Source organism: Erythrobacter sp. SN6-5 (assembly GCF_057364945.1).
The window spans coordinates 311,162-328,939 of sequence record NZ_CP200282.1 but is presented as its reverse complement, the minus strand read 5'-3'; the positions used below and the strand labels follow the sequence as shown (position 1 = coordinate 328,939).

The following is a 17,778-nucleotide window of genomic DNA, read 5'->3' as shown; positions in this document are numbered from 1 at the left end:
CTTAGCTATTTGATAACGAGTGTGGCACCAATAAGGCAAGATGGTTTCAAAAGATACCAAACCCTTCTCGGCGAGTCGCGCAAAACATGGCGCAAGAAACGACCGAGCGAGCCGTCGCCGCCGCCCGCTCGATGAAACTTCCTTGCGTGATTTAGCACTTTCCTATGTCGCTCGTTTTGCGACCAGCGGGGCCAAACTTGAGGCCTATCTGGCGCGCAAAATTCGCGAACGCGGGGTCGCGGGGGCCGATGATGATGACGACGGCGCTCAGCCCCGGCTTGATGTGCGCGCAATTGTTGAGCGCCTGATCGAGCTGGGTTATGTCGATGATGCGGCCTATGCCAAGGCGAAGAGCCGCGACATGATGGCGCGCGGCCTTGGCGCTAGGAGGGTGGATCAAGCGCTCTATGCGGCTGGTATTGAAGAGGGCGTGCGCAGCGATCAGACCCCCAGCGAGGCGGCAGCCAGACATGCGGCGATATTGCTCGCAAAGAAACGCCGCTTTGGCCCGTTTTGCCAGAAAGACATGGACCCCAAGCTGCGCGAAAAGCAGATTGCAGCGATGCTAAGAGGCGGGCATGACTTTGCCGCCGCGCGCTTTATTGTGAGCGCTGAGAACGAGGAAGAGATAGAACAATGGTTAGCCGAGGCGCAGGACGAGGACAGCGAGAGCGGGGAATTTGGCCGCACGGGCGGGGGACCGTGGTGAAGTCTGCATCGCTTATTTTGGCAGCCATGCTTGCCGCATGCTCGCTCGGCAGAGGCTGTGCCCGAGGCGGCGGGCAGTCAATCGGCCAGCAGTGGCGCTGATACGACCGTGGTGACCCAAGAGGCACCGCGCTATCATCCGGTTTCAACCTTGCAGGTGATCGACGTCACCATCGAAGGCGCGGCGGGTACGCATGTGTTCAACACAGAGCTTGCCATCACCCCGCAAGAGCAGGCTCGCGGACTGATGTTCCGTACCGAGCTTGCCGATGATGAAGCAATGCTGTTTCCCTCTTACCCGCCGGAGCAGCGCAGCTTTTGGATGAAGAACACACCGCTCTCGCTGGATATCATCTTTATCGGGACTGATGGCCGGATCAGCAATATTGCCGCCAACACCGTGCCCTATTCGCTCGAATCGGTGCCTTCGAAAGGGATCGCCAGCGCGGTGTTTGAAGTGCGTGCGGGCCTGTCAGAAGAACTGGGCATCAAGCCCGGAGACCTCGTGACTTACAAGCTGCCTGAGTAACCTTCGCTCCTGCTGACGCGCGGCGGGTGCGAGAATGCCCAAATCCGCGTGTTCTGGCGCTTGAAGCCCGCACCGAATCATACTAATCGCTTCGCCCATGGGATTATTCGGAAAAATCTTCACTTGGTGGGACGGCGCCACCATCGGTACGCTTCTGTGGTCGGGCCGCAATGGTGAGCATGTTGGCACCGATGCGCAGGGCAATAAATATTATCGCCAGGCCAAGAATCCGCGTGCGGGCGATAAGCCAAATGGCTCCAATATCAGTCGTGAGCGGCGCTGGGTGATCTACGACGGCGCCAACGATTCCAGCCGAGTGCCCTCAGAATGGCATGGCTGGCTGCATGGCTCGTTCGATGATGTACCAGAGAGTAACCTGCCCCCGGCAAAGATCTGGGAAGCGGATTACATTCCGAATGCGACCGGCACGGCGCAAGCTTACCGTCCGCAAGGCGCACTGGAAAAGGGCGGCAAACGCGCCCGCGCAGTTGGAGATTACGAGGCGTGGACCCCGGAGGGGTGAGCCTGATGCGCGCGGCTTTCATTCCCGTATTGGCGCTGGCCTTGGCTGCGTGCGAAAGCGGTACTCCTGAAGCGGAGTAAGCCGCCCGCGCCACCGAAGTACCAGAAGGCTTAGAAGGCTCGGAAGTTTCCGAAATCGACGTGGAAGAGGTTGAGGGTGCAACCCCGATGACCGAACGGGTGGCGACCATTGGTCTGCTGAACAAGCGCAACAATGTCAGCCAGGATTTTGAGATCAAGCCGGGTGAGACCCGCCGTTCTGGCCCGGTCGTGATCCGGCTTCAGGCGTGCGAACGTACCGCGCCATGGGAAATGCCTCAGGAAACTGGCGCCTTTGTCCAGGTGCTGGTGCAAGAGCGCGGATCAGATGATTTTGAAACGGTCTTTTCCGGCTGGCTGTTTAAGAACTCGCCAAGCCTGAATGTGGTTGAGCACCCGGTCTATGACGTCTGGGTCAAAGATTGCGCGATGGCCTTTCCTGGAGAAGAGTGACCTGGGGAATGAGCGCCGGGATCGGCAAATTCTCTAAATGCTTGGTTTAGACTGAGCCGAGGCGGCGCTTCGCGGGCTTTCTGAACCAGTTCCAGATAGTCTGCTTGAGGCATTTCGACCGCACCCAAAGACGCGAGATGATCGGTCATGAACTGGCAGTCGAGCAACTCATATCCCGCGTGCCTCAGCAGTGCGACCAGCCACGTCAGCGCGACCTTGCTGGCATTGTCCGCGCGCGAAAACATGCTTTCCCCGCAGAACACCCGGTCGAACGACACACCATAGAGTCCGCCGGCGAGCACTGGCGCGCTGCCATCCTCCTGTTCTGGCGTGATCCAGCATTCGATGGAATGTGCCGATCCATGCGCGTGAAGCTCTTTGTAGCTGGCAATGATCCGCTCGCTGATCCAGCTCTCCGGATGGCCCGGACGCGGCGCGGCGCAGGCCTGCATCACGGTGGAGAAATCGCGGTTGAGCGTGACGGCGAAGCGATCCTGCCGCACGGTCTTGCGTAGTGATTTCGACATGCGGAAGGTCTCAAGCGGAACAATCGCCCGCTCACGCGGCTCGACCCAAAAGACATCAGGATCATCGCGCCGGTCCGCCATCGGGAAAATGCCGCTTTGATAGGCGAGCAACAGCATGTCGGGCGGGATTGGCGAGGGGAAGGGCGAGTGCATATCGCATCTGCCTATAGCAGGATGAGATGCGCCCTCACCATAAGTATGTTGATCTTGTGTTGCCTATCGCGATTTGCTGATCTAATGCGCAGCCCGCCCATGCAGGGGCGTAGCTCAGTTGGTAGAGCGTCGGTCTCCAAAACCGAAGGTCCAGAGTTCGAGTCTCTGTGCCCCTGCCATTTTCCCACATTCGAAAAACAGCGCCAGCGACTCGAGCGCGCTGTGCTTGGGCGCGTGCCGATTGGCTGGGCGGCGACCCATGCGCCACTGAAAACTGGCCCGCCGGAGAGATTGTCGCGTTCCGACAATTATTGGCGGGTCAATTGGGGGTACACCGTAGTTGAACGGTCGTTCCTTGCGAACGACTTTGAGCCATACGAAACCCCGGCCCGGCGCGATGACCATCTCGGTAGGCCAGCAGCATGGAGCTATTCATGGAAAGGCGTCTGTCAGGTGTAATCAGCCCAACCGGCAGCAAGCGAGATCGCTGGTCTAGCCCTAGACCACACACTGATGAGCTGCTGCGGCGGAAAAAGCATGGCCCCATCCGTCCGATGGACTGTGATGAACCTGGCGCAGGCGAACGCTTCGTTCGTTTGTTTTTCAAACGCTGAACCACGGGCCGCTTTGACGCGGTCCGATAGCTTCTCATGTCTCATACCCTAAAAAGGGCCGGTCTGTACCTGGCAGACCGGCCCTTAATGGTTTTGGTGAAGGGATGAGGCTCGGCTGGTTGAGCCGACCTCAGCCTTAGTACTCTTCAGGCTCTTCCGGTGTGTCGGCCCGATAGTCCTTGCCCGCTGTCTTATCGCCTTGGGCGAGCTTGAACACCACGCCCGATAGTAAGACCAGAGCCAAGAGGTTCGGCAATGCCATGGCCGCGTTTGAGATATCGCCGAGACGCCAGACCAAAGTCAGGTCGAGCGTGCTGCCAAGGTAGATCACAACGCACCACAGGACGCGCCAGATCATGTGCAAGACCTTCTCGCCGCCCCGGGTCGAGCCCGGGATACGGTCGTAGATGAAGGTGATCGCGCGTTCGCCGTAATAGCTCCACGTGAGCAGTGTGGTGAACACAAACAGGATCAGCGCCGTCGATGCGATCAGCGTTCCGATTGGAATGCTTGCGATCTCGATCGGGAAGGCTGCGGCGAATGCGCCGGACGTCATGGCAAAGCCCTCGAGGTCCGAATTCCATGCATGTGCCACCGCAATACCGTCGCCAGTGAAGTCGCCTTGAACCGTCAGGATCACCAGCGCGGTCATGGTGCAGATCACAATCGTATCAATGAAGGTGCCCAGCATAGCCATGCGGCCTTGCTGCTGCGGATCATTGGTTTGCGCCACCGCGTGAGCGATTGGGGTCGAACCCTGACCTGCCTCGTTAGAGAACAGCCCGCGCGCAACGCCGGCTCTGATCGCCAGCATGATCGCTGCGCCAGCAAAGCCGCCGGTTGCCGCCTGCGGGTTAAACGCGCCGTGGAAGATCAGGCCAAAGGTCGCTGGAATGTCTGCAATGTTCAGGATCAGCGCGATGATTGCCATGATGATATAGGCACCCGCCATGAACGGAATGATCTTCTCCGCGACGCCGCCGATGGACTTAATCCCGCCGATGATCACGATGAACACCGCGATGGCGACAATCGCGCCGCCAATGGCTTCTTCAATGCCAAACAGCTCGTTGAGGCCATCCGCGACCGCATTGGCCTGAATCGAATTGCCGGTCACAAGTGCGGAGAACAAAGTTCCGAGACAGAAGAAGATTGCGAGCCAGGTGTATTTTGGCCCGAGCCCCATCATAATGTAGCTCATCGGGCCGCCGCGATAGACGCCGTCGCTGGTCTTTTCGCGGTATCGGATCGCGAGCGAGCCCTCAGCAAATGCCAGCGCCATACCAATCAGCGCGGTCACCCACATCCAGAAAATCGCGCCCGGTCCGCCGAGTGCGATGGCGGTTGCGACACCGGCGAGGTTACCCGTGCCGACTTGGCCAGATAGCGCAGTGGACAGTGCGGCAAATGGAGAGATCTCCCCCTCGCCTTCGCCCTTGCGGCTTTTGAACAGCCCTTTGAAAGAACTGCCCAATTGGCGGATTGGGAAGAACCGCAGGCCGAACATGATGTATAGGCCAATGCCCAGCAAAATGATCGTCATCGGCGGAACTGGCTGACCCGCGATCTGCAGTACCTGCTCGCCGTTCCACGTGCCGCCCCAGATGAAGTCTGAAACATTGGTGACGCGATCAATCAAACTCATAGATCCGGTGTCTGTTGCTGCCATGATTCGGCGATCCCCCAAAGGAATTGTATTTGTAGCGAGCGCCCACGGTGATCCCAGGGGCATGAAGCGACGCACGCTAGAGCCGTGCCTGCGCCTTGGCTAGCATTTTAACTTTCCTCTTATGAGCAGCCTCCAAATTCGGATTTCGCGAGCGAGAGCGCTTGCTATTGCTGCGGCTCGCGAGTAAGCACGCAGCCGTCTTTCAGACATTGATAATCAGACCAGCCCCTCCCGGACCTTGTTCGGGGCGGCGTAGAACCCTACCTGAAAGTCTATGGCGGAAAGACCCGCGAGAGTATTCAAGGACGATAAGGCTTAGCATTATGGCCGAAGAGAAAAAGAGCAGAACATCACCCGCTGAGTTCATGAACCAGGTTCGGTCTGAGACCAGCAAGGTTGTGTGGCCGACGCGTGAAGAGACGATCCGCACCGCGATCTTCGTCTTTATCATGATGGTGATCTTGTCGTTGTTCTTCCTTGCCGTCGATTCTGTCTTCAGCGGGATCGTCAGCTGGCTTCTCACACTCGCATAATTTGACCGTGCGGCGAGGATCACCTCCCGCTCGGCTCACCGGTTCATTTTCGACTTTCTAGGGATTAATCATGGCTCGCTGGTACATCATCCACGCTTATTCGGGCTTCGAAAACAAGGTCAAAGAGGCGATCATCTCTGAGGCTGAGCGGCTTGGCTTGTCCGAAGGCGTCGAGGAAGTCGAAGTGCCGACCGAGACCATCACCGAAGTGAAACGCGGCAAGAAGGTCCAGGTCGAGCGTAAGTTTATGCCGGGCTATGTTCTGGCGAAGCTGCGGATGAATGACGACATTTATCACCTCGTCAAAAACACCCCGAAGGTCACCGGTTTTCTCGGCAACAACAACAAGCCGCAACCGATCAGCGAAAAAGAGGCCGCGCGCTATTTCGGCGGGGTCGAAGAGGCGAAGGCTGCACCCAAGCAGCAAGTCAATGTCGATTACGAGATTGGCGACAGCGTCAAAGTGCTCGACGGGCCATTTGCCAGCTTCAATGGCGTGGTCGAAGAGCTCGACTTCGACAAGGCGAAGGTCAAGGTATCGGTATCGATCTTTGGCCGGGCGACTCCTGTCGAACTCGACTTTGAACAGGTTGAACTGGTCAAGTAGGCGCCTTGCGTTCACGTTTGCATCGATTGGCAAAGGCCGCACCGCTCCTCGGTGTGTTGGCTTTGCTTGGTTGTGCTGAAGAGCCAATTCCTATCGATCTGCCTGAGTTTACCGAGCTCAATTGCGCTGACTATGCATCCGTCGAACATGGCGGCGCGATCTATTACAACAATGTCTGGAACAAGGGCGCAGCAGGCGGTTTCGATTGGCGCCAATGCATTGTCGAAGGCGGCAACGCCGATAATCCGACCTATGGCTGGTATTGGCGGTGGCCGGACTCCAGCAGCGACATCTTCGCTCAGCCCCAGGTAAAGATTGGTTCTTCGCCTTGGGATCCGCTGCCCAAGATTGACGATCGTTTCCCATTGGCTCTGGCCGATACGCAAAAGCTCGAAATTGCGCATAGGCTGCGTGTCGTTTCAAACGGCAATTACAATATCGCGACGACCATGTGGCTGGTCGACAGTCCCGAGATCGGTGATGAGCAAAACCGTGCGATCATCCGCGCCGAAATCATGTTTTGGACCTATGCGACCAAAGGGCAGATGGATCCGGCTGGTGAGCGCATCGGCGTAATCGAGGATGGCGGTCAGAAATGGTCAGTTTGGCTTGATCGAAACTGGGGCGACGCGTCCGGCGTAAACGATAACCAATGGATTTATTTGGCGATCAAAGCCGAAGAACCGTCATTCGAAATGCGATTTGACGCGGCAAGCTTGCTTAGCGACCCGCTATTCAAAGATCTCGGACTTCAACAGTTCTATGTTGCAGATATCGAAGTGGGCACAGAGATTATGGATGGCGAAGGCGTGGCCTGGGTAGATGACTTCGAGGTCACAACCACGCCTTAGGCTAAGGCTGCTTTATGAAGACCAAGCTTTCCATCTGCCGCAAGAAGACGCGGTTTGCCTCTGCCCATGAGGCTGAGGCGGCCGCCGAGGCGGCACCGTTTAAGCTGCGTGCCTATCGCTGTGAGCTATGCCGGAAATATCACCTCACCAGCCGGACCAAGGGCATGAAAACGCCGCGCGCGGAGCTAGCGCGTCGGCGCGGGACAAGCTAAGCCGTTCGCAAGCTGGTTTATAGACCGCGTCTGGCCGTAAATTTGCTTGCTTTTTATCCGTGCCGCGTTATGCGCGCTGCTTCGTCGGCAGAGCATTGTGCATTGCTGACGGAAATCTCGTGCGGGAGGCTCATGCAAATGGGCTGTTTGACCGCTTAACATGCAGGTGAGCTGAAACGCGCATCTGACAGTGTGAAAGGAGGCCCTGCGTGGCCAAGAAAATCGAAGGCTATATCAAGCTGCAAGTTCCAGCTGGTACAGCAAACCCATCACCGCCAATCGGCCCAGCATTGGGCCAGCGCGGCGTTAACATCATGGAATTCTGTAAGGCGTTTAACGCCGCGACACAGGACCTTGAGAAGAATGCCCCGATCCCGACGACCATTACGGTTTATGCGGATCGCTCGTTCACCTTCACCACCAAAACCCCGCCGACATCGTACCTGATCAAGAAGGCCGCGAAGTTGAAGAAAGGCTCTGGCGAGCCGGGCAAGGTTGTTGCTGGATCGATCAAGACCAGCGCGCTGAAGGAAATCGCTGAGGCGAAAATGAAAGACCTCAATGCGAACGATATTGACCAGGCTGTGAAGATCATCGCGGGCTCTGCTCGTTCGATGGGCCTCGAAGTGGTGGAGGGCTGATCATGGTGAAGCTTACCAAAAATCAAAAACTGCGTGCTGAGCTCGATTCAGAAAAACTCTACGGCGTTGACGATGCGATCAAGACCCTGCGCGAGCATGCGTCGAAGAAGTTCGACGAGACTGTAGAGATTGCAATGAATCTGGGTGTTGACCCACGCCACGCTGACCAAATGGTTCGCGGCATGGTCTCGCTGCCATCAGGCACCGGTAAAGATGTGAAAGTTGCTGTGTTTGCGCGCGGTGACAACGCGGACAAGGCCACTGCCGCTGGCGCTGACAAGGTTGGCGCGGAAGACCTCATGGAAGACATGCAGGCTGGCAATCTCGACTATGACCGGATCATCGCGACCCCGGACATGATGGGCGTTGTTGGCCGCCTCGGTAAGGTTCTGGGTCCAAAAGGCCTGATGCCAAACCCGAAGCTGGGCACGGTCACTCCAAACGTTGAGCAAGCCGTTAAGGACGCCAAGGGCGGCCAGGTTGAGTTCCGCGTTGAGAAGATGGGCATTGTCCACACCGGCATCGGCAAGCTGTCGTTCTCTGACGATGCGCTGAAGGCAAACTTTGAAGCGCTGACACAAGCGATTGTCAAAGCCAAGCCATCGGGCGCAAAGGGCAAATATGTGAAGAAGGTCACTCTGACCTCGACCATGGGCCCAGGTGTTAAGATCGACTTCGCTGAGATCGAAGGCGCGTAATTGACTTGGGGCGAGTGTGCATCCGCGCTCTCGCTTCCTCGCTCATGCGACCTTGCGGTCGCATCGCTTCGGGCGGCCAGTCGGCCTTGCGGTTCCTCCGGAACCAATTGGTTCATACTGATAGAAGGGGCTGGGAGCAGAAGCTTCCGGCCCTTTTTGTATCTAGGCCCTGAGCAAGCCGCGAAATTTGCTCAATGCCCCTGAGCGTCCTGCGACGCTTTTGGTCCCTGCAACCAAACCATCAAATCCGGCGCGAGCGCTGAGCAATGTGCGATTGGCAACGCTTGGTTTCAGCATCACGAAGCTAGCGCAGTCTATGCTATCGCTACCAAACATGGCTTTATGCGCGCCGTCGCCTTCCGTGAAATCGAAATAGGCAAAGCGCGCTTCCGCAAACAGGCGTTCTAGCGCTTCCATCTGCAACACTGTGCCTGGCGAGAACCGCGACCATTCCGGGTCATAGCCTAGATGTGCATAGACAAGCGTGTCGCCGATTACCGGCAGAGACAGATAGGCGATCGGCTTACTGGCACTTTTGGGGCCAGCATGCAGCAGATAACAGCGCATTTCGCCTGCTTCTGCCTTGGTGAGCAGCTTGGTCCTTGCCTCCGGCGTTTCCGGCAGGCCAGCGTCAAGCAGGCGCGCCTGATAGGTCTTGGCCGACAATGGCAGCGCCGCATCGAAAAACGCGGCGACTTCGTCTGGCGTCCGGTGCTCTGTAATGGCAAAGCCCTCGCCTGCCTCACTCGCCAGCTTGCGCTGTTTACGCCGCAGGGTGGAGCGAGTCTTGCCGGAAAAGCGGGCGAGATAATCTTCATAACTCGGACAAACCGCCGGTCGCATATCGATATAGTGGCGCTGATAATCCTGCCGTCCGCCGATCAGATACTGCGGGAATTGCGCCTGAATCGCGGCCACAGCGGATTGCGGTGCGGATAGTATGCGCAGTCCGTCCGGCCCAGACTTCGCCGCACTTAAAGGCGCATCGTCTGCTGCCAGCACATCTTGCAAGGTGAAGGCCCAGGTCGACAGCGCCCGGCCGATGGACAGCAAGCGCCGCGAACCGACTGTGAAGTCAATAGAGGTGCTTGCGCCTGTCATCAAAGCGCGCCGTAGAACGTGTTTGATGCGAACTGCTCTGCCATGCGCCAGCCAGTGCGCAGCGGGTTTGCGGGCAGCGGGTTGGACGGCAGCGGGTTTGCGGCGGAGCCATGAAGCGGCGGGGTGTCCCGGTAATTGCTGGTAGTGACGCCCTCCATTTCCGCGAGCGCCTCACACAGCCCTTCAAACCGCGTGTTCACAACCCGGTTCAGCGTCATCTTGGTGCGATTGACCAGCTCAAAACTGTGTGTCACCAGCGTAAAACTGGGTTGATCGGTGCTGCGCGCATAGCGCAATGCCGCAGTCATTTCGCCGAGTGAAAGCGCGGTTATCTGAGCGTGGCGCAGACCGCCGGTGATGGTCGCAATTGCGCCCACAGGTACTTCGATGATCCCTTCATACAGCATTGGCGAGCGGTCGCGTTCGGTCAACGCAATCTCGCACGCGCCGCCTGCCACCAGAGCGGGGCAATGGCTGCTGTCATAGCGCACTCCGATGGCGGCCAACGCTCGCAATGTGTCATTGTTCGCGCCATAATTGCTGACTCTAAAAGCGACCGGTTTGGGTGCCCCTGCCGCGATTAGCACATCGCGTGCATATTCGAGCAGCTGGCATTGTTCTTCGAATGTGAAGTCCTTGATATTGCCGCCCGTGCGGTCTTTCAGGACAGCGGCAGAACCGGCCAATTCCAGCCATTCGGTATGGCAATGCAGTTGAACATCCTGACCGGCTTCGATGATTGGTCCGACAATATCTTCGATCGCGGCAATGCCCCAGATCATGGCAGGCATAGGATCGACGAAAAACACAGCCTTCAAATTGTGCTCGGCAAACTTGGCAAGCTTGTGCGTGATCCCGGCTTAGCCCATCGGGCGTAATGCAGGCGATGGAACGCGCAAAATTGCTTTCCCGCTCCGCCTTACTCACGCCGGTGAACAGCCCGGCGGAATACTCGGTATCAATTGTGATAAAGGCCTGCGTCATCGCGCCTGCGGAATAACGAAAAAGGGTTAAAGGGTCGTTTGAGCGACCCATGCCGCAATCCCGTCATGCAAAGGTGGCCCTTCACGCAAAGACAGAATGCGCCATCGCCATGGTGAACATTTGCGCGTTGATCCGAATCGAAGATGGGAACACGCTCGCGTCAGCGACATAGAGGTTGCCGGTGCCATGCACCTTCAAGTCTGCGCCCACCACAGATCGGTTGGGGTTTGAACCCATCACATTGCCCCCTTGCGGGTGGGACGTGCTGACGATGAAGTCGTGTCCGTCTTTGAGGTGCTGTTCCACCAGAGCCTCAATATCGTCGCCTGGCCGAACGGTGACATTGCTGGAGGTGGGTAGGTAAACCTCCTCTGCTCCGCCGCACGAAGTGCATCTTTACGGTATCGATCACAAATCCGCGCAATTGCTCGCGGTGCTTGCGTTTCAATTTGACCCTGAACTGTCCGCCTTTTACCTCGCCCATATCGCTGACAGGCATCAGGATGCCGAGACAAACGAGGTTCGAATAGGATTCCATCCGGCGGACGTATTCACCGAACCATCCGCCCATTGAGGCAGAGAAAGTGGCGGGCGGGTGGAACCAGCTTTCGATCAGGTGATCGCCGCGGTCGACATAAGTGCCCATCTGCACGCCGTCCCAACTGTTCACCGGATGAGGCATTTTTGCGATCACCGGGCAGGCCAGATTGCAGGCAATCTGCTCGCCAATATCGGCAAAATTGAACCGTTCCATCAGGGCCGAGGACGCGCCAGTGCCCGCCGCTATAATTGCACCCTTGGCCGGGCGAATGCGTACATGGCGGCCGTTTTGGCGCGCTTCAACCGATTTCACCGGCTTGTTGTGCAGGTTCCAGCCAATATTGATGCGAAAGGCGGCGGTGTTTTCCGCAATCCGCGCACCGTTTGCTAGGGCGTCTTTCAGCAGGGTTTGGACAACCGAACTCTTGCGATCATAGGCGCAGCCGGAATTGCAGTAGCCGCAGCCCCAGCATTTGCGCGAACCATGGCCATAGTTCTTCTCAAACCGAGTGGCCTCGACATTGGCATCGTCCGCGCGGCCGTGCCCCTGAGCTTTAAATGCATTCCAAGCAGTGCGTAGATGCGCGCCGTTTGGTCCTGATATTTCCTCGGGGATTTCTGCAATGCCGAGCCGAGTCCACAAATGGTCAAACGCTGCGGTCAGCTTGCCGCCAGCGTTCACATCGACGCCATATTCGTCTTTCCAATGCTGGATCACATCCTGCGTGCGTGGGTGCGGATTGGCCTGGTCGGGGCGGAAACAAATCCCGTTATTGACCAGAGATGATCCGCCAATGCACTCGGCCTGAAGGATCGCAATCTCGCGATTGCTGGAGGTCATCAAGCCGCCGCCAATATACATGCCAGCATATTGCTCTGCGTCTCTATGGCGGATCTCCGCCGTCGACCAATAATCGCCCTTTTCAATGATCAAAACACTGTCGCCTTTGGCTGCAAGCGCGGCGGCAGCGGCTGCTCCACCCGCGCCAGAGCCAATCACCAGCCAATCGCAGTTTTCGGTATCGGCTAGATCGCTGCAGGTGAGATCATCGGTGTCTGCAAATGGCTTTGCATTGGCGCGCGATTGCGGGGGGACGAAACCGATGCCGTTCCAGCTGCCGGGCTGCTGATAATAGGCGGAGTAGAACACCGTCCTTAGCCGCCCAAGCGAGCGGATGATTCCAAAATCAGCCTCGGCAATCTTGTCCGTCAGGCGCTGCTGGCGTTCCGCGATTGAGAGTTCGGTGAAGCTGCGCCGCAGCCACAGCTCCAACAGGAACAGGCCGCGCTTCACGTCCACTCGCGTGCTGTCAGGCAGGATCGCGATCCAGCGCATCGCATTGTTGACGATGTCCTCAATCGTGCCGCTGGGCGGTGGGCCGCCAAACAAGGCCTCAACATAGGCATGTTCAAAGCTTGCGCGGCGCTGAGCCACGACTTCGATCAGATTGTCATCCACCTGGATGGAATTGGCCTCAGCCCGGTTGATCGCTTCGCCTTCGAGCGCAACCGCGCCGGCTGTCTGCAATGATGTAGTCTGCGCGTTCGCCATCTGGCCCCGCTTCAACGCGAACAACCGGATGGCCTTCAGCAGTCTTTCCCAAGGGCCGCACATTACTGGGGGAAAGTGCGGTAATGACGGAAGGTGATGGGTTGGGCATCTCACAATCTCCCCTTTGATTAGACAAAGAGAAGATGACGCAATTTGCTTTTGTCCGAAATAGAAATAACGGCGATTCCTTGTAAGGACGCGCCAATCTTTGCCGATTTCTGGTTAAATGCCGCCCGGAGTGAAATTATAGCCGCTTGCTGCTAGCCCATCGCACAGCGCATCGACGCATGATTTCAGTGTTTCTGAGTCGGTTGAGCGCAGCACAAAATTGGCGCCCACTTTGCCTTCACGAAAGAACGGGTAGGAGCCGATCTGGCATCCTTCATGGGCCTGTTCGATTTCGGCCAGCAGTTTGGCAACTTCGCTTTCCGCGATCCAGCAGCCGACGGTCTCTGTGATAAGCGGCGCGCCGCCTTCTAGCTTGCCAGTGAGTGCATCTAGCATGCCTGCCGCGATATGCGGGACACCGGCCATCAAGATCACATTGCCGCGCCGGATACCGGGTGCGCCGGACATGCGATTGGGGATCAGCTCAGCGCCGTCAGGCACGCGGGCCATGCGCAGACGGCCTTCGTTGATCCCGCCTTTGTCTTCATAATAGCGGGTCAACAATGCCCGTGCCTCTTCATTGATCACGACGGGCACGCCGAGCGCCTTGGAAACGGCATCGACTGTGATGTCGTCATGCGTTGGACCTATCCCGCCGGTGGTGAACAGATAGTCATTGTCAGCGCGCAGAGCGTTGACCGCCTCGACAATCTTGTCCTCGACATCGGGCACCACCCGCACCTCTGCCAGACGGATGCCTTGCACCTGCAGCCAGGATGCGACCTGCGCAATGTTCTTGTCTTGGGTGCGGCCGGAAAGGATCTCATCACCGATAATGACGAGGCCCGCAGTCCAGATTTTATCCGATGTGGTCATGGGCGAACGGCCTAGGTGAGTCTTGCTTTGACCTCAAGCGTTTGCGCTCTTGCGTGTGTGCCTAATCCGCCGCTTGAAGTTCACCGCCTGATGCACCTGTTTCTTCTCTAGTGTTGCTGAAATTCAGCCAACCATCGTCCAGAGGGTCGCTCGCCATCCGTTTCCGGTCGAGCACATATTCCTGATTGAGCCGCCACGGGTAATCGACCGCGTTCTTTGGCATGATGTGCTTGCCGCGCTGAATATAGCCGCTGGAGAAATCGAAAATATCATCCTCTTCCAAGCCCGCTTCCGCCTCTTGGGTGAGGGTGGGGGTGGCAATGGTTGTGCCGGTCTCGCGCATGTGATTGAGCAGCCTGCAGATGTAATCTGAATTGATATCCGCCCTCAGGGTCCAGCTGGCGTTTAGATAACCGAAAACCACAGCAAGGTTGGGCAGATTAGAGAACATGCAGCCTTTGTAATAAAAGCGCTGGCTGAGATCCGTTGGGGTGCCGTTCTGGCTAAGCGCGATCTTGCCTGCGACAGCGAGCTTCAATCCGGTTGCCGTCACGACAATGTCGGCCTCAATCAGCTCCCCGGATTTCAGCCGCACGCCGCCTTTCTCGAATTTTGCGATATGCCCAGTGACAATCTCAGCTTTGCCAGCTTTCATAGCCTCGAACAGATCGGCATCGGGCACCAGGCACAGGCGCTGTTCCCACGGGTTGTAGGGCGGGGTGAAGGCGGCCTTGTCGTAGTGCTTGCCGAGCGCCTTCTCGATCCGTTTGTAGAGGTTGTCCTTGACCTTTTGCGGTTTGTCGCGCGCTGTTTTGAACGCGTAGTCCTGCATCCAGATATTTTTGAACCGGGTGATCTTATAGGCGAGCTTTTCTGGCAGCACCTTGTGTAGGAAATTGGCGATTCTATCTTTCGCAGGATGCGAGAACATCCAGGTGGGTGTTCTTTGGAGCATCGTAACCTTGGCGGCTTTGTCTGCCATCGAAGGCACGATCGTTACCGCTGTCGCGCCGGAGCCGATTACGACCACGCGCTTACCGGTGTAGTCCAAATCCTCTGGCCAGAATTGCGGGTGCAGCACCGTGCCCTCAAATTCGCCCAGATCGAACCCGGGGTCGAACGGCTCATCATAGTCGTAATAGCCAGAGCCGAGGTAAAGGAAGTTTGCGGTGATGCGAGTGCGGGTGCCATCACCCAACTCCATTTCGACATGCCAGCGGGCCTCGTCATCGCGGAAATCGGCTGAGATCACTTTGTGACCAAAGCGGATATGCTGGCGAATGCCGCGCTCATCGGCGATTTTGTTGAGGTATTCGAGGATGGACGGTGCATCAGCGATGCTTTTCTCGTGACGCCAAGGCTCAAAATCAAAACCCAGCGTGTGCATATCGCTGTCTGACCGGATGCCGGGATAGCGGAACAGATCCCAAGTCCCGCCCAAATTGTCGCGCTGTTCGACGATCGCATAGGAATGATGCGGCGATTTCATTTCCATGTGCGCAGCCATGCCGATGCCGGAAATTCCGGCTCCAACAATTAGAACATCAACCTCTGGTGCAGTGGCCAGCATCGTCTTCTCTCTCCTATTGGTGTGGAGGTAAGCACACGATGGCTGTAAAAGCGAGTCACGATTGCATTTTGCAACTGACTTGCGTGTGCGGCTGCGCTAAGCGCCTGCCCATGTTGAAAATACGATGGTCGCTCTCGGCCGCTCTCCCCCTCGTTCTATCCGCCCCGCTCTATGCTCAAGATCAAGGTTCCGATGTCGATGACAATGTGATTGTCGTCACCGGTGAAGGGCTGGAGCAGGCAGCATCCACCGGCGTCTATGCGTCGAGCGAAATTGACCGCGATGCGATAATCGCCACCGGTTCTGGCCGGATCGAGGATGCGTTGCGCAATGTCGCCGGTTTCCAGCAGTTCCGCCGCTCCGACAGCCGCTCTTCCAACCCCAGCGCACAGGGCGTTACCCTGAGGGCGCTAGGCGGCAATGCGACAAGCCGCGCATTGGTGGTGCTTGATGGTGTGCCGATCACCGACCCGTTCTTTGGTTTCGTCCCGCTCAGTTCGATCGCACCGGAGCAATTGGGCCGGGTGCGCGTTACGCGTGGTGGCGGCTCTGGCCCGTTTGGCGCGGGCGCGCTGGCTGGCACGATTGAGCTTGAAAGCGCGGGCCTCGATACGCTTGGTCCGGTGAACGCTAGCCTGCTGGTGAACGACCGTGAGGAAACCGAAGCGAGCGCCAGTCTTGGTGCCAATCTAGGCTCCGGTTTTGCGGTTGTGAGCGGCCGGTGGGACCGCGGGCAGGGGTTCTTCACTACGCCTCAGGACCAACGCGTACCCGCAACAGCGCGGGCTGCTTTTGATAGCTGGAGTGTCGGAGTGCGCGCCGCAGCGCCGTTGACCAATGACGTTGAATTGCAAGCGCGGGTGCAGGTCTTTGACGATGCGCGCACACTCCGCTTTGACGGTGCTGATCTCGACCAGCGAAGGCCAAGACGCCAGTATCAGATTCGTGGGCCGAGGCGATTGGCAGTTTGATGCGTTGGCCTATGTTCAGGCGCGTAATTTCTCCAATATCGTGATCAGCTCCACCCGCTTTGTGCGCGTGCTTGATCAGCGCAACACGCCCTCAACCGGGCTTGGCGGCAAAATCGAAGTGCGCCCGCCGGTTGGCGGCGGTCACAATGTCCGGCTGGGCGTGGACTATCGCCGCTCTGATGGTGAGCTTCAGGAGGAGGCGTTCAGTGCCTTCACTGGCAATTTGCGCGAACGCCGCCGCGCGGGCGGCACCAACAGCGATCTCGGCCTGTTCGTCGAGGACGATTGGCAGATTGGTGCGCTGCTGCTGACGGGTGGTTTGCGGGCCGACCGCACAGTAATCTCCGATGGCTTCTTCCGGGCTGTCGATGCAGGTGGGGTTTCGGTCAGCGAAACGATCGCTCCCGATCGCAGCGACTGGACGCTCTCTTGGCGTGCTGGCGCATCCTACGATGTTGGCGGCGGTTTGGCCCTGCGCGCGGCGGCATACACTGGTTTGCGACTGCCAACCTTGAACGAGCTGTACCGTCCTTTTGTGGTGTTTCCTGTTGTGACACAGGCCAATGCAGCGCTTGAAAATGAGCGGCTCGAAGGGTTTGAAATTGGTTTGGATTGGCGGCCCAATGAGAATGTCAGCCTGGCTTTGACTGCGTTTGATAATCAGGTTGAGAACGCCATTGCAAACGTGACGCTCACTCCAACCTTGCGGCAGCGGCAAAACCTGCCAGCCATTGAAGCGCAAGGGGTTGAGGCCGCGCTTGGGCTCGAATTTGGTCAGGTGACCTTCAACGGTTCGCTTGCCTACACGGATGCAGAGATCGCCGGATCCGGCGCATCGATCGCGCTCGACGGCAATCGCCCTCCGCAAACGCCAGAGCTTGCTTTCTCCGCGACGCTTGCGTGGCAATCAGCCGAAGGTTGGCGGCTCGCAGGTACGCTGCGCCACACTGGCGCTCAGTTCGAGGACGATCAAGAAACCACGTCCTTGCCTGCGGCAACCACTCTTGATGCGTTTTTCCAAGTGCCAATTGCCGGGCAATTCTCAGCTGTGCTGCGCGGTGAGAACTTGCTGGATGAAGAAATCGTCACCCGCAATTCGAACGGTGCGATTGATCTCGGAGTGCCGCGCACTGTGTGGTTTGGCCTGCGTTACGGTTTTTAATTCAGCGGCAAAACTGATCTAGCGGCCATGCGGACTAATTCCGACTAACCCGCAAGGATATTTCGCAGGCGCAGCAGAAATTGCATTTTTGCTGCGCTGCAGCACGATATGTTGCATTTTTGCATCAATCATTGAGAACTAGCGCCGCGCCCTTGCGA

The 17,778-nt window shown here is 57.7% G+C and carries 18 protein-coding genes, 1 tRNA gene and 1 pseudogene; 12 read left to right on the top strand and 8 right to left on the bottom strand.

Annotated elements, in window-relative coordinates:
- The first annotated feature begins 142 nt into the window (after positions 1-142).
- From AC0V6Z_RS01570 to AC0V6Z_RS01555, 4 genes are all read left to right on the top strand, one after another.
- Positions 143-709, top strand: a complete 567-nt coding sequence (locus AC0V6Z_RS01570) for a regulatory protein RecX (protein WP_472639671.1) — start codon at positions 143-145, stop codon at positions 707-709.
- Positions 710-739: 30 nt separating this feature from the next.
- Entirely contained in the window at positions 740-1,237 is a 498-nt protein-coding gene (locus tag AC0V6Z_RS01565) for a DUF192 domain-containing protein (protein WP_472639670.1), read from the top strand.
- A gap of 97 nt (positions 1,238-1,334) precedes the next feature.
- Positions 1,335-1,760: an NADH:ubiquinone oxidoreductase subunit NDUFA12 gene (locus AC0V6Z_RS01560; RefSeq protein ID WP_472639669.1), complete on the top strand. Its 426-nt coding sequence runs from the start codon at positions 1,335-1,337 to the stop codon at positions 1,758-1,760.
- Positions 1,761-1,927: 167 nt separating this feature from the next.
- Entirely contained in the window at positions 1,928-2,251 is a 324-nt protein-coding gene (locus AC0V6Z_RS01555; RefSeq protein ID WP_472639668.1) for a DUF2155 domain-containing protein, read from the top strand.
- Here the strand turns inward: AC0V6Z_RS01555 and aat are convergent.
- On the bottom strand, positions 2,200-2,931 hold the full coding sequence (gene aat, locus AC0V6Z_RS01550) for a leucyl/phenylalanyl-tRNA--protein transferase (RefSeq protein WP_472639667.1): 732 nt from the start codon (positions 2,929-2,931) through the stop codon (positions 2,200-2,202). The two genes, AC0V6Z_RS01555 and aat, sit on opposite strands and share 52 nt — an antisense overlap.
- Before the next feature lie 103 nt (positions 2,932-3,034).
- Here aat and AC0V6Z_RS01545 point away from each other — a divergent pair.
- Positions 3,035-3,110 (top strand) — tRNA-Trp (locus AC0V6Z_RS01545).
- A 571-nt stretch (positions 3,111-3,681) separates the two neighbouring features.
- Here the strand turns inward: AC0V6Z_RS01545 and AC0V6Z_RS01540 are convergent.
- Entirely contained in the window at positions 3,682-5,214 is a 1,533-nt protein-coding gene (locus AC0V6Z_RS01540; protein ID WP_472639666.1) for an alanine/glycine:cation symporter family protein, read from the bottom strand.
- A 323-nt stretch (positions 5,215-5,537) separates the two neighbouring features.
- Between AC0V6Z_RS01540 and secE the strand changes: the two genes are divergently transcribed.
- The 6 genes from secE (at position 5,538) to rplA (ending at position 8,756) form a co-directional block, all read left to right on the top strand.
- A complete protein-coding gene (gene secE / locus AC0V6Z_RS01535; RefSeq protein WP_472639665.1) occupies positions 5,538-5,747 on the top strand; it encodes a preprotein translocase subunit SecE in 210 nt (69 codons plus the stop codon).
- A gap of 70 nt (positions 5,748-5,817) precedes the next feature.
- Entirely contained in the window at positions 5,818-6,354 is a 537-nt protein-coding gene (gene nusG / locus AC0V6Z_RS01530; RefSeq protein ID WP_472639664.1) for a transcription termination/antitermination protein NusG, read from the top strand.
- A gap of 5 nt (positions 6,355-6,359) precedes the next feature.
- Entirely contained in the window at positions 6,360-7,205 is an 846-nt protein-coding gene (locus AC0V6Z_RS01525) for a GH12 family glycosyl hydrolase domain-containing protein (RefSeq protein ID WP_472639663.1), read from the top strand.
- A 14-nt stretch (positions 7,206-7,219) separates the two neighbouring features.
- Complete coding sequence (locus tag AC0V6Z_RS01520; RefSeq protein WP_472639662.1) at positions 7,220-7,417, top strand: hypothetical protein; 198 nt, start codon at positions 7,220-7,222, stop codon at positions 7,415-7,417.
- A 209-nt stretch (positions 7,418-7,626) separates the two neighbouring features.
- Positions 7,627-8,058, top strand: a complete 432-nt coding sequence (rplK, locus tag AC0V6Z_RS01515; RefSeq protein WP_472639661.1) for a 50S ribosomal protein L11 — start codon at positions 7,627-7,629, stop codon at positions 8,056-8,058.
- Positions 8,059-8,060: 2 nt separating this feature from the next.
- The gene (gene rplA, locus AC0V6Z_RS01510; protein WP_472639660.1) at positions 8,061-8,756 is read left to right on the top strand and encodes a 50S ribosomal protein L1; all 696 of its coding nucleotides are present in this window, start codon (positions 8,061-8,063) and stop codon (positions 8,754-8,756) included.
- A gap of 162 nt (positions 8,757-8,918) precedes the next feature.
- On the opposite strand, the gene AC0V6Z_RS01505 is transcribed toward rplA, so the two are convergent.
- The 6 genes from AC0V6Z_RS01505 to AC0V6Z_RS01480 form a co-directional block, all read right to left on the bottom strand.
- Positions 8,919-9,857: a GNAT family N-acetyltransferase gene (locus AC0V6Z_RS01505; protein ID WP_472639659.1), complete on the bottom strand. Its 939-nt coding sequence runs from the start codon at positions 9,855-9,857 to the stop codon at positions 8,919-8,921.
- On the bottom strand, positions 9,857-10,675 hold the full coding sequence (locus AC0V6Z_RS01500) for a polysaccharide deacetylase family protein (RefSeq protein WP_472639658.1): 819 nt from the start codon (positions 10,673-10,675) through the stop codon (positions 9,857-9,859). Before AC0V6Z_RS01500 ends, AC0V6Z_RS01505 begins: the two co-directional genes overlap by 1 nt.
- Positions 10,676-10,922: 247 nt before the next feature.
- Positions 10,923-11,147 carry a GMC oxidoreductase gene (locus AC0V6Z_RS01495; RefSeq protein ID WP_472639657.1) on the bottom strand — a complete coding sequence of 75 codons (225 nt, stop codon included), beginning with the start codon at positions 11,145-11,147 and terminating at the stop codon, positions 10,923-10,925.
- A gap of 7 nt (positions 11,148-11,154) precedes the next feature.
- Positions 11,155-12,933, bottom strand: a complete 1,779-nt coding sequence (locus tag AC0V6Z_RS01490) for an FAD-dependent oxidoreductase (RefSeq protein ID WP_472639656.1) — start codon at positions 12,931-12,933, stop codon at positions 11,155-11,157.
- 222 nt (positions 12,934-13,155) lie between these two features.
- Entirely contained in the window at positions 13,156-13,917 is a 762-nt protein-coding gene (locus AC0V6Z_RS01485; RefSeq protein ID WP_472639655.1) for a competence/damage-inducible protein A, read from the bottom strand.
- A 61-nt stretch (positions 13,918-13,978) separates the two neighbouring features.
- Positions 13,979-15,487, bottom strand: a complete 1,509-nt coding sequence (locus tag AC0V6Z_RS01480) for a flavin-containing monooxygenase (RefSeq protein WP_472639654.1) — start codon at positions 15,485-15,487, stop codon at positions 13,979-13,981.
- Positions 15,488-15,597: 110 nt separating this feature from the next.
- On the opposite strand from AC0V6Z_RS01480, the pseudogene AC0V6Z_RS01475 reads away from it, so the two are divergent.
- Positions 15,598-17,620: pseudogene (locus tag AC0V6Z_RS01475) on the top strand (TonB-dependent receptor plug domain-containing protein).
- The last annotated feature ends 158 nt before the right edge of the window (positions 17,621-17,778 follow it).

Excerpts from the sequence above, each read along its gene's own strand:
- AC0V6Z_RS01560 (WP_472639669.1), top strand. The coding sequence starts at position 1,335 with ATGGGATTATTCGGAAAAATCTTCACTTGGTGGGACGGCGCCACCATC.
- AC0V6Z_RS01555 (WP_472639668.1), top strand. The coding sequence starts at position 1,928 with ATGACCGAACGGGTGGCGACCATTGGTCTGCTGAACAAGCGCAACAAT.
- aat (WP_472639667.1), bottom strand. The coding sequence starts at position 2,931 with ATGCACTCGCCCTTCCCCTCGCCAATCCCGCCCGACATGCTGTTGCTC.
- AC0V6Z_RS01540 (WP_472639666.1), bottom strand. The coding sequence starts at position 5,214 with ATGGCAGCAACAGACACCGGATCTATGAGTTTGATTGATCGCGTCACC.
- secE (WP_472639665.1), top strand. The coding sequence starts at position 5,538 with ATGGCCGAAGAGAAAAAGAGCAGAACATCACCCGCTGAGTTCATGAAC.
- nusG (WP_472639664.1), top strand. The coding sequence starts at position 5,818 with ATGGCTCGCTGGTACATCATCCACGCTTATTCGGGCTTCGAAAACAAG.
- AC0V6Z_RS01520 (WP_472639662.1), top strand. The coding sequence starts at position 7,220 with ATGAAGACCAAGCTTTCCATCTGCCGCAAGAAGACGCGGTTTGCCTCT.
- rplA (WP_472639660.1), top strand. The coding sequence starts at position 8,061 with ATGGTGAAGCTTACCAAAAATCAAAAACTGCGTGCTGAGCTCGATTCA.
- AC0V6Z_RS01505 (WP_472639659.1), bottom strand. The coding sequence starts at position 9,857 with ATGACAGGCGCAAGCACCTCTATTGACTTCACAGTCGGTTCGCGGCGC.
- AC0V6Z_RS01490 (WP_472639656.1), bottom strand. The coding sequence starts at position 12,933 with ATGGCGAACGCGCAGACTACATCATTGCAGACAGCCGGCGCGGTTGCG.
- AC0V6Z_RS01485 (WP_472639655.1), bottom strand. The coding sequence starts at position 13,917 with ATGACCACATCGGATAAAATCTGGACTGCGGGCCTCGTCATTATCGGT.
- AC0V6Z_RS01480 (WP_472639654.1), bottom strand. The coding sequence starts at position 15,487 with ATGCTGGCCACTGCACCAGAGGTTGATGTTCTAATTGTTGGAGCCGGA.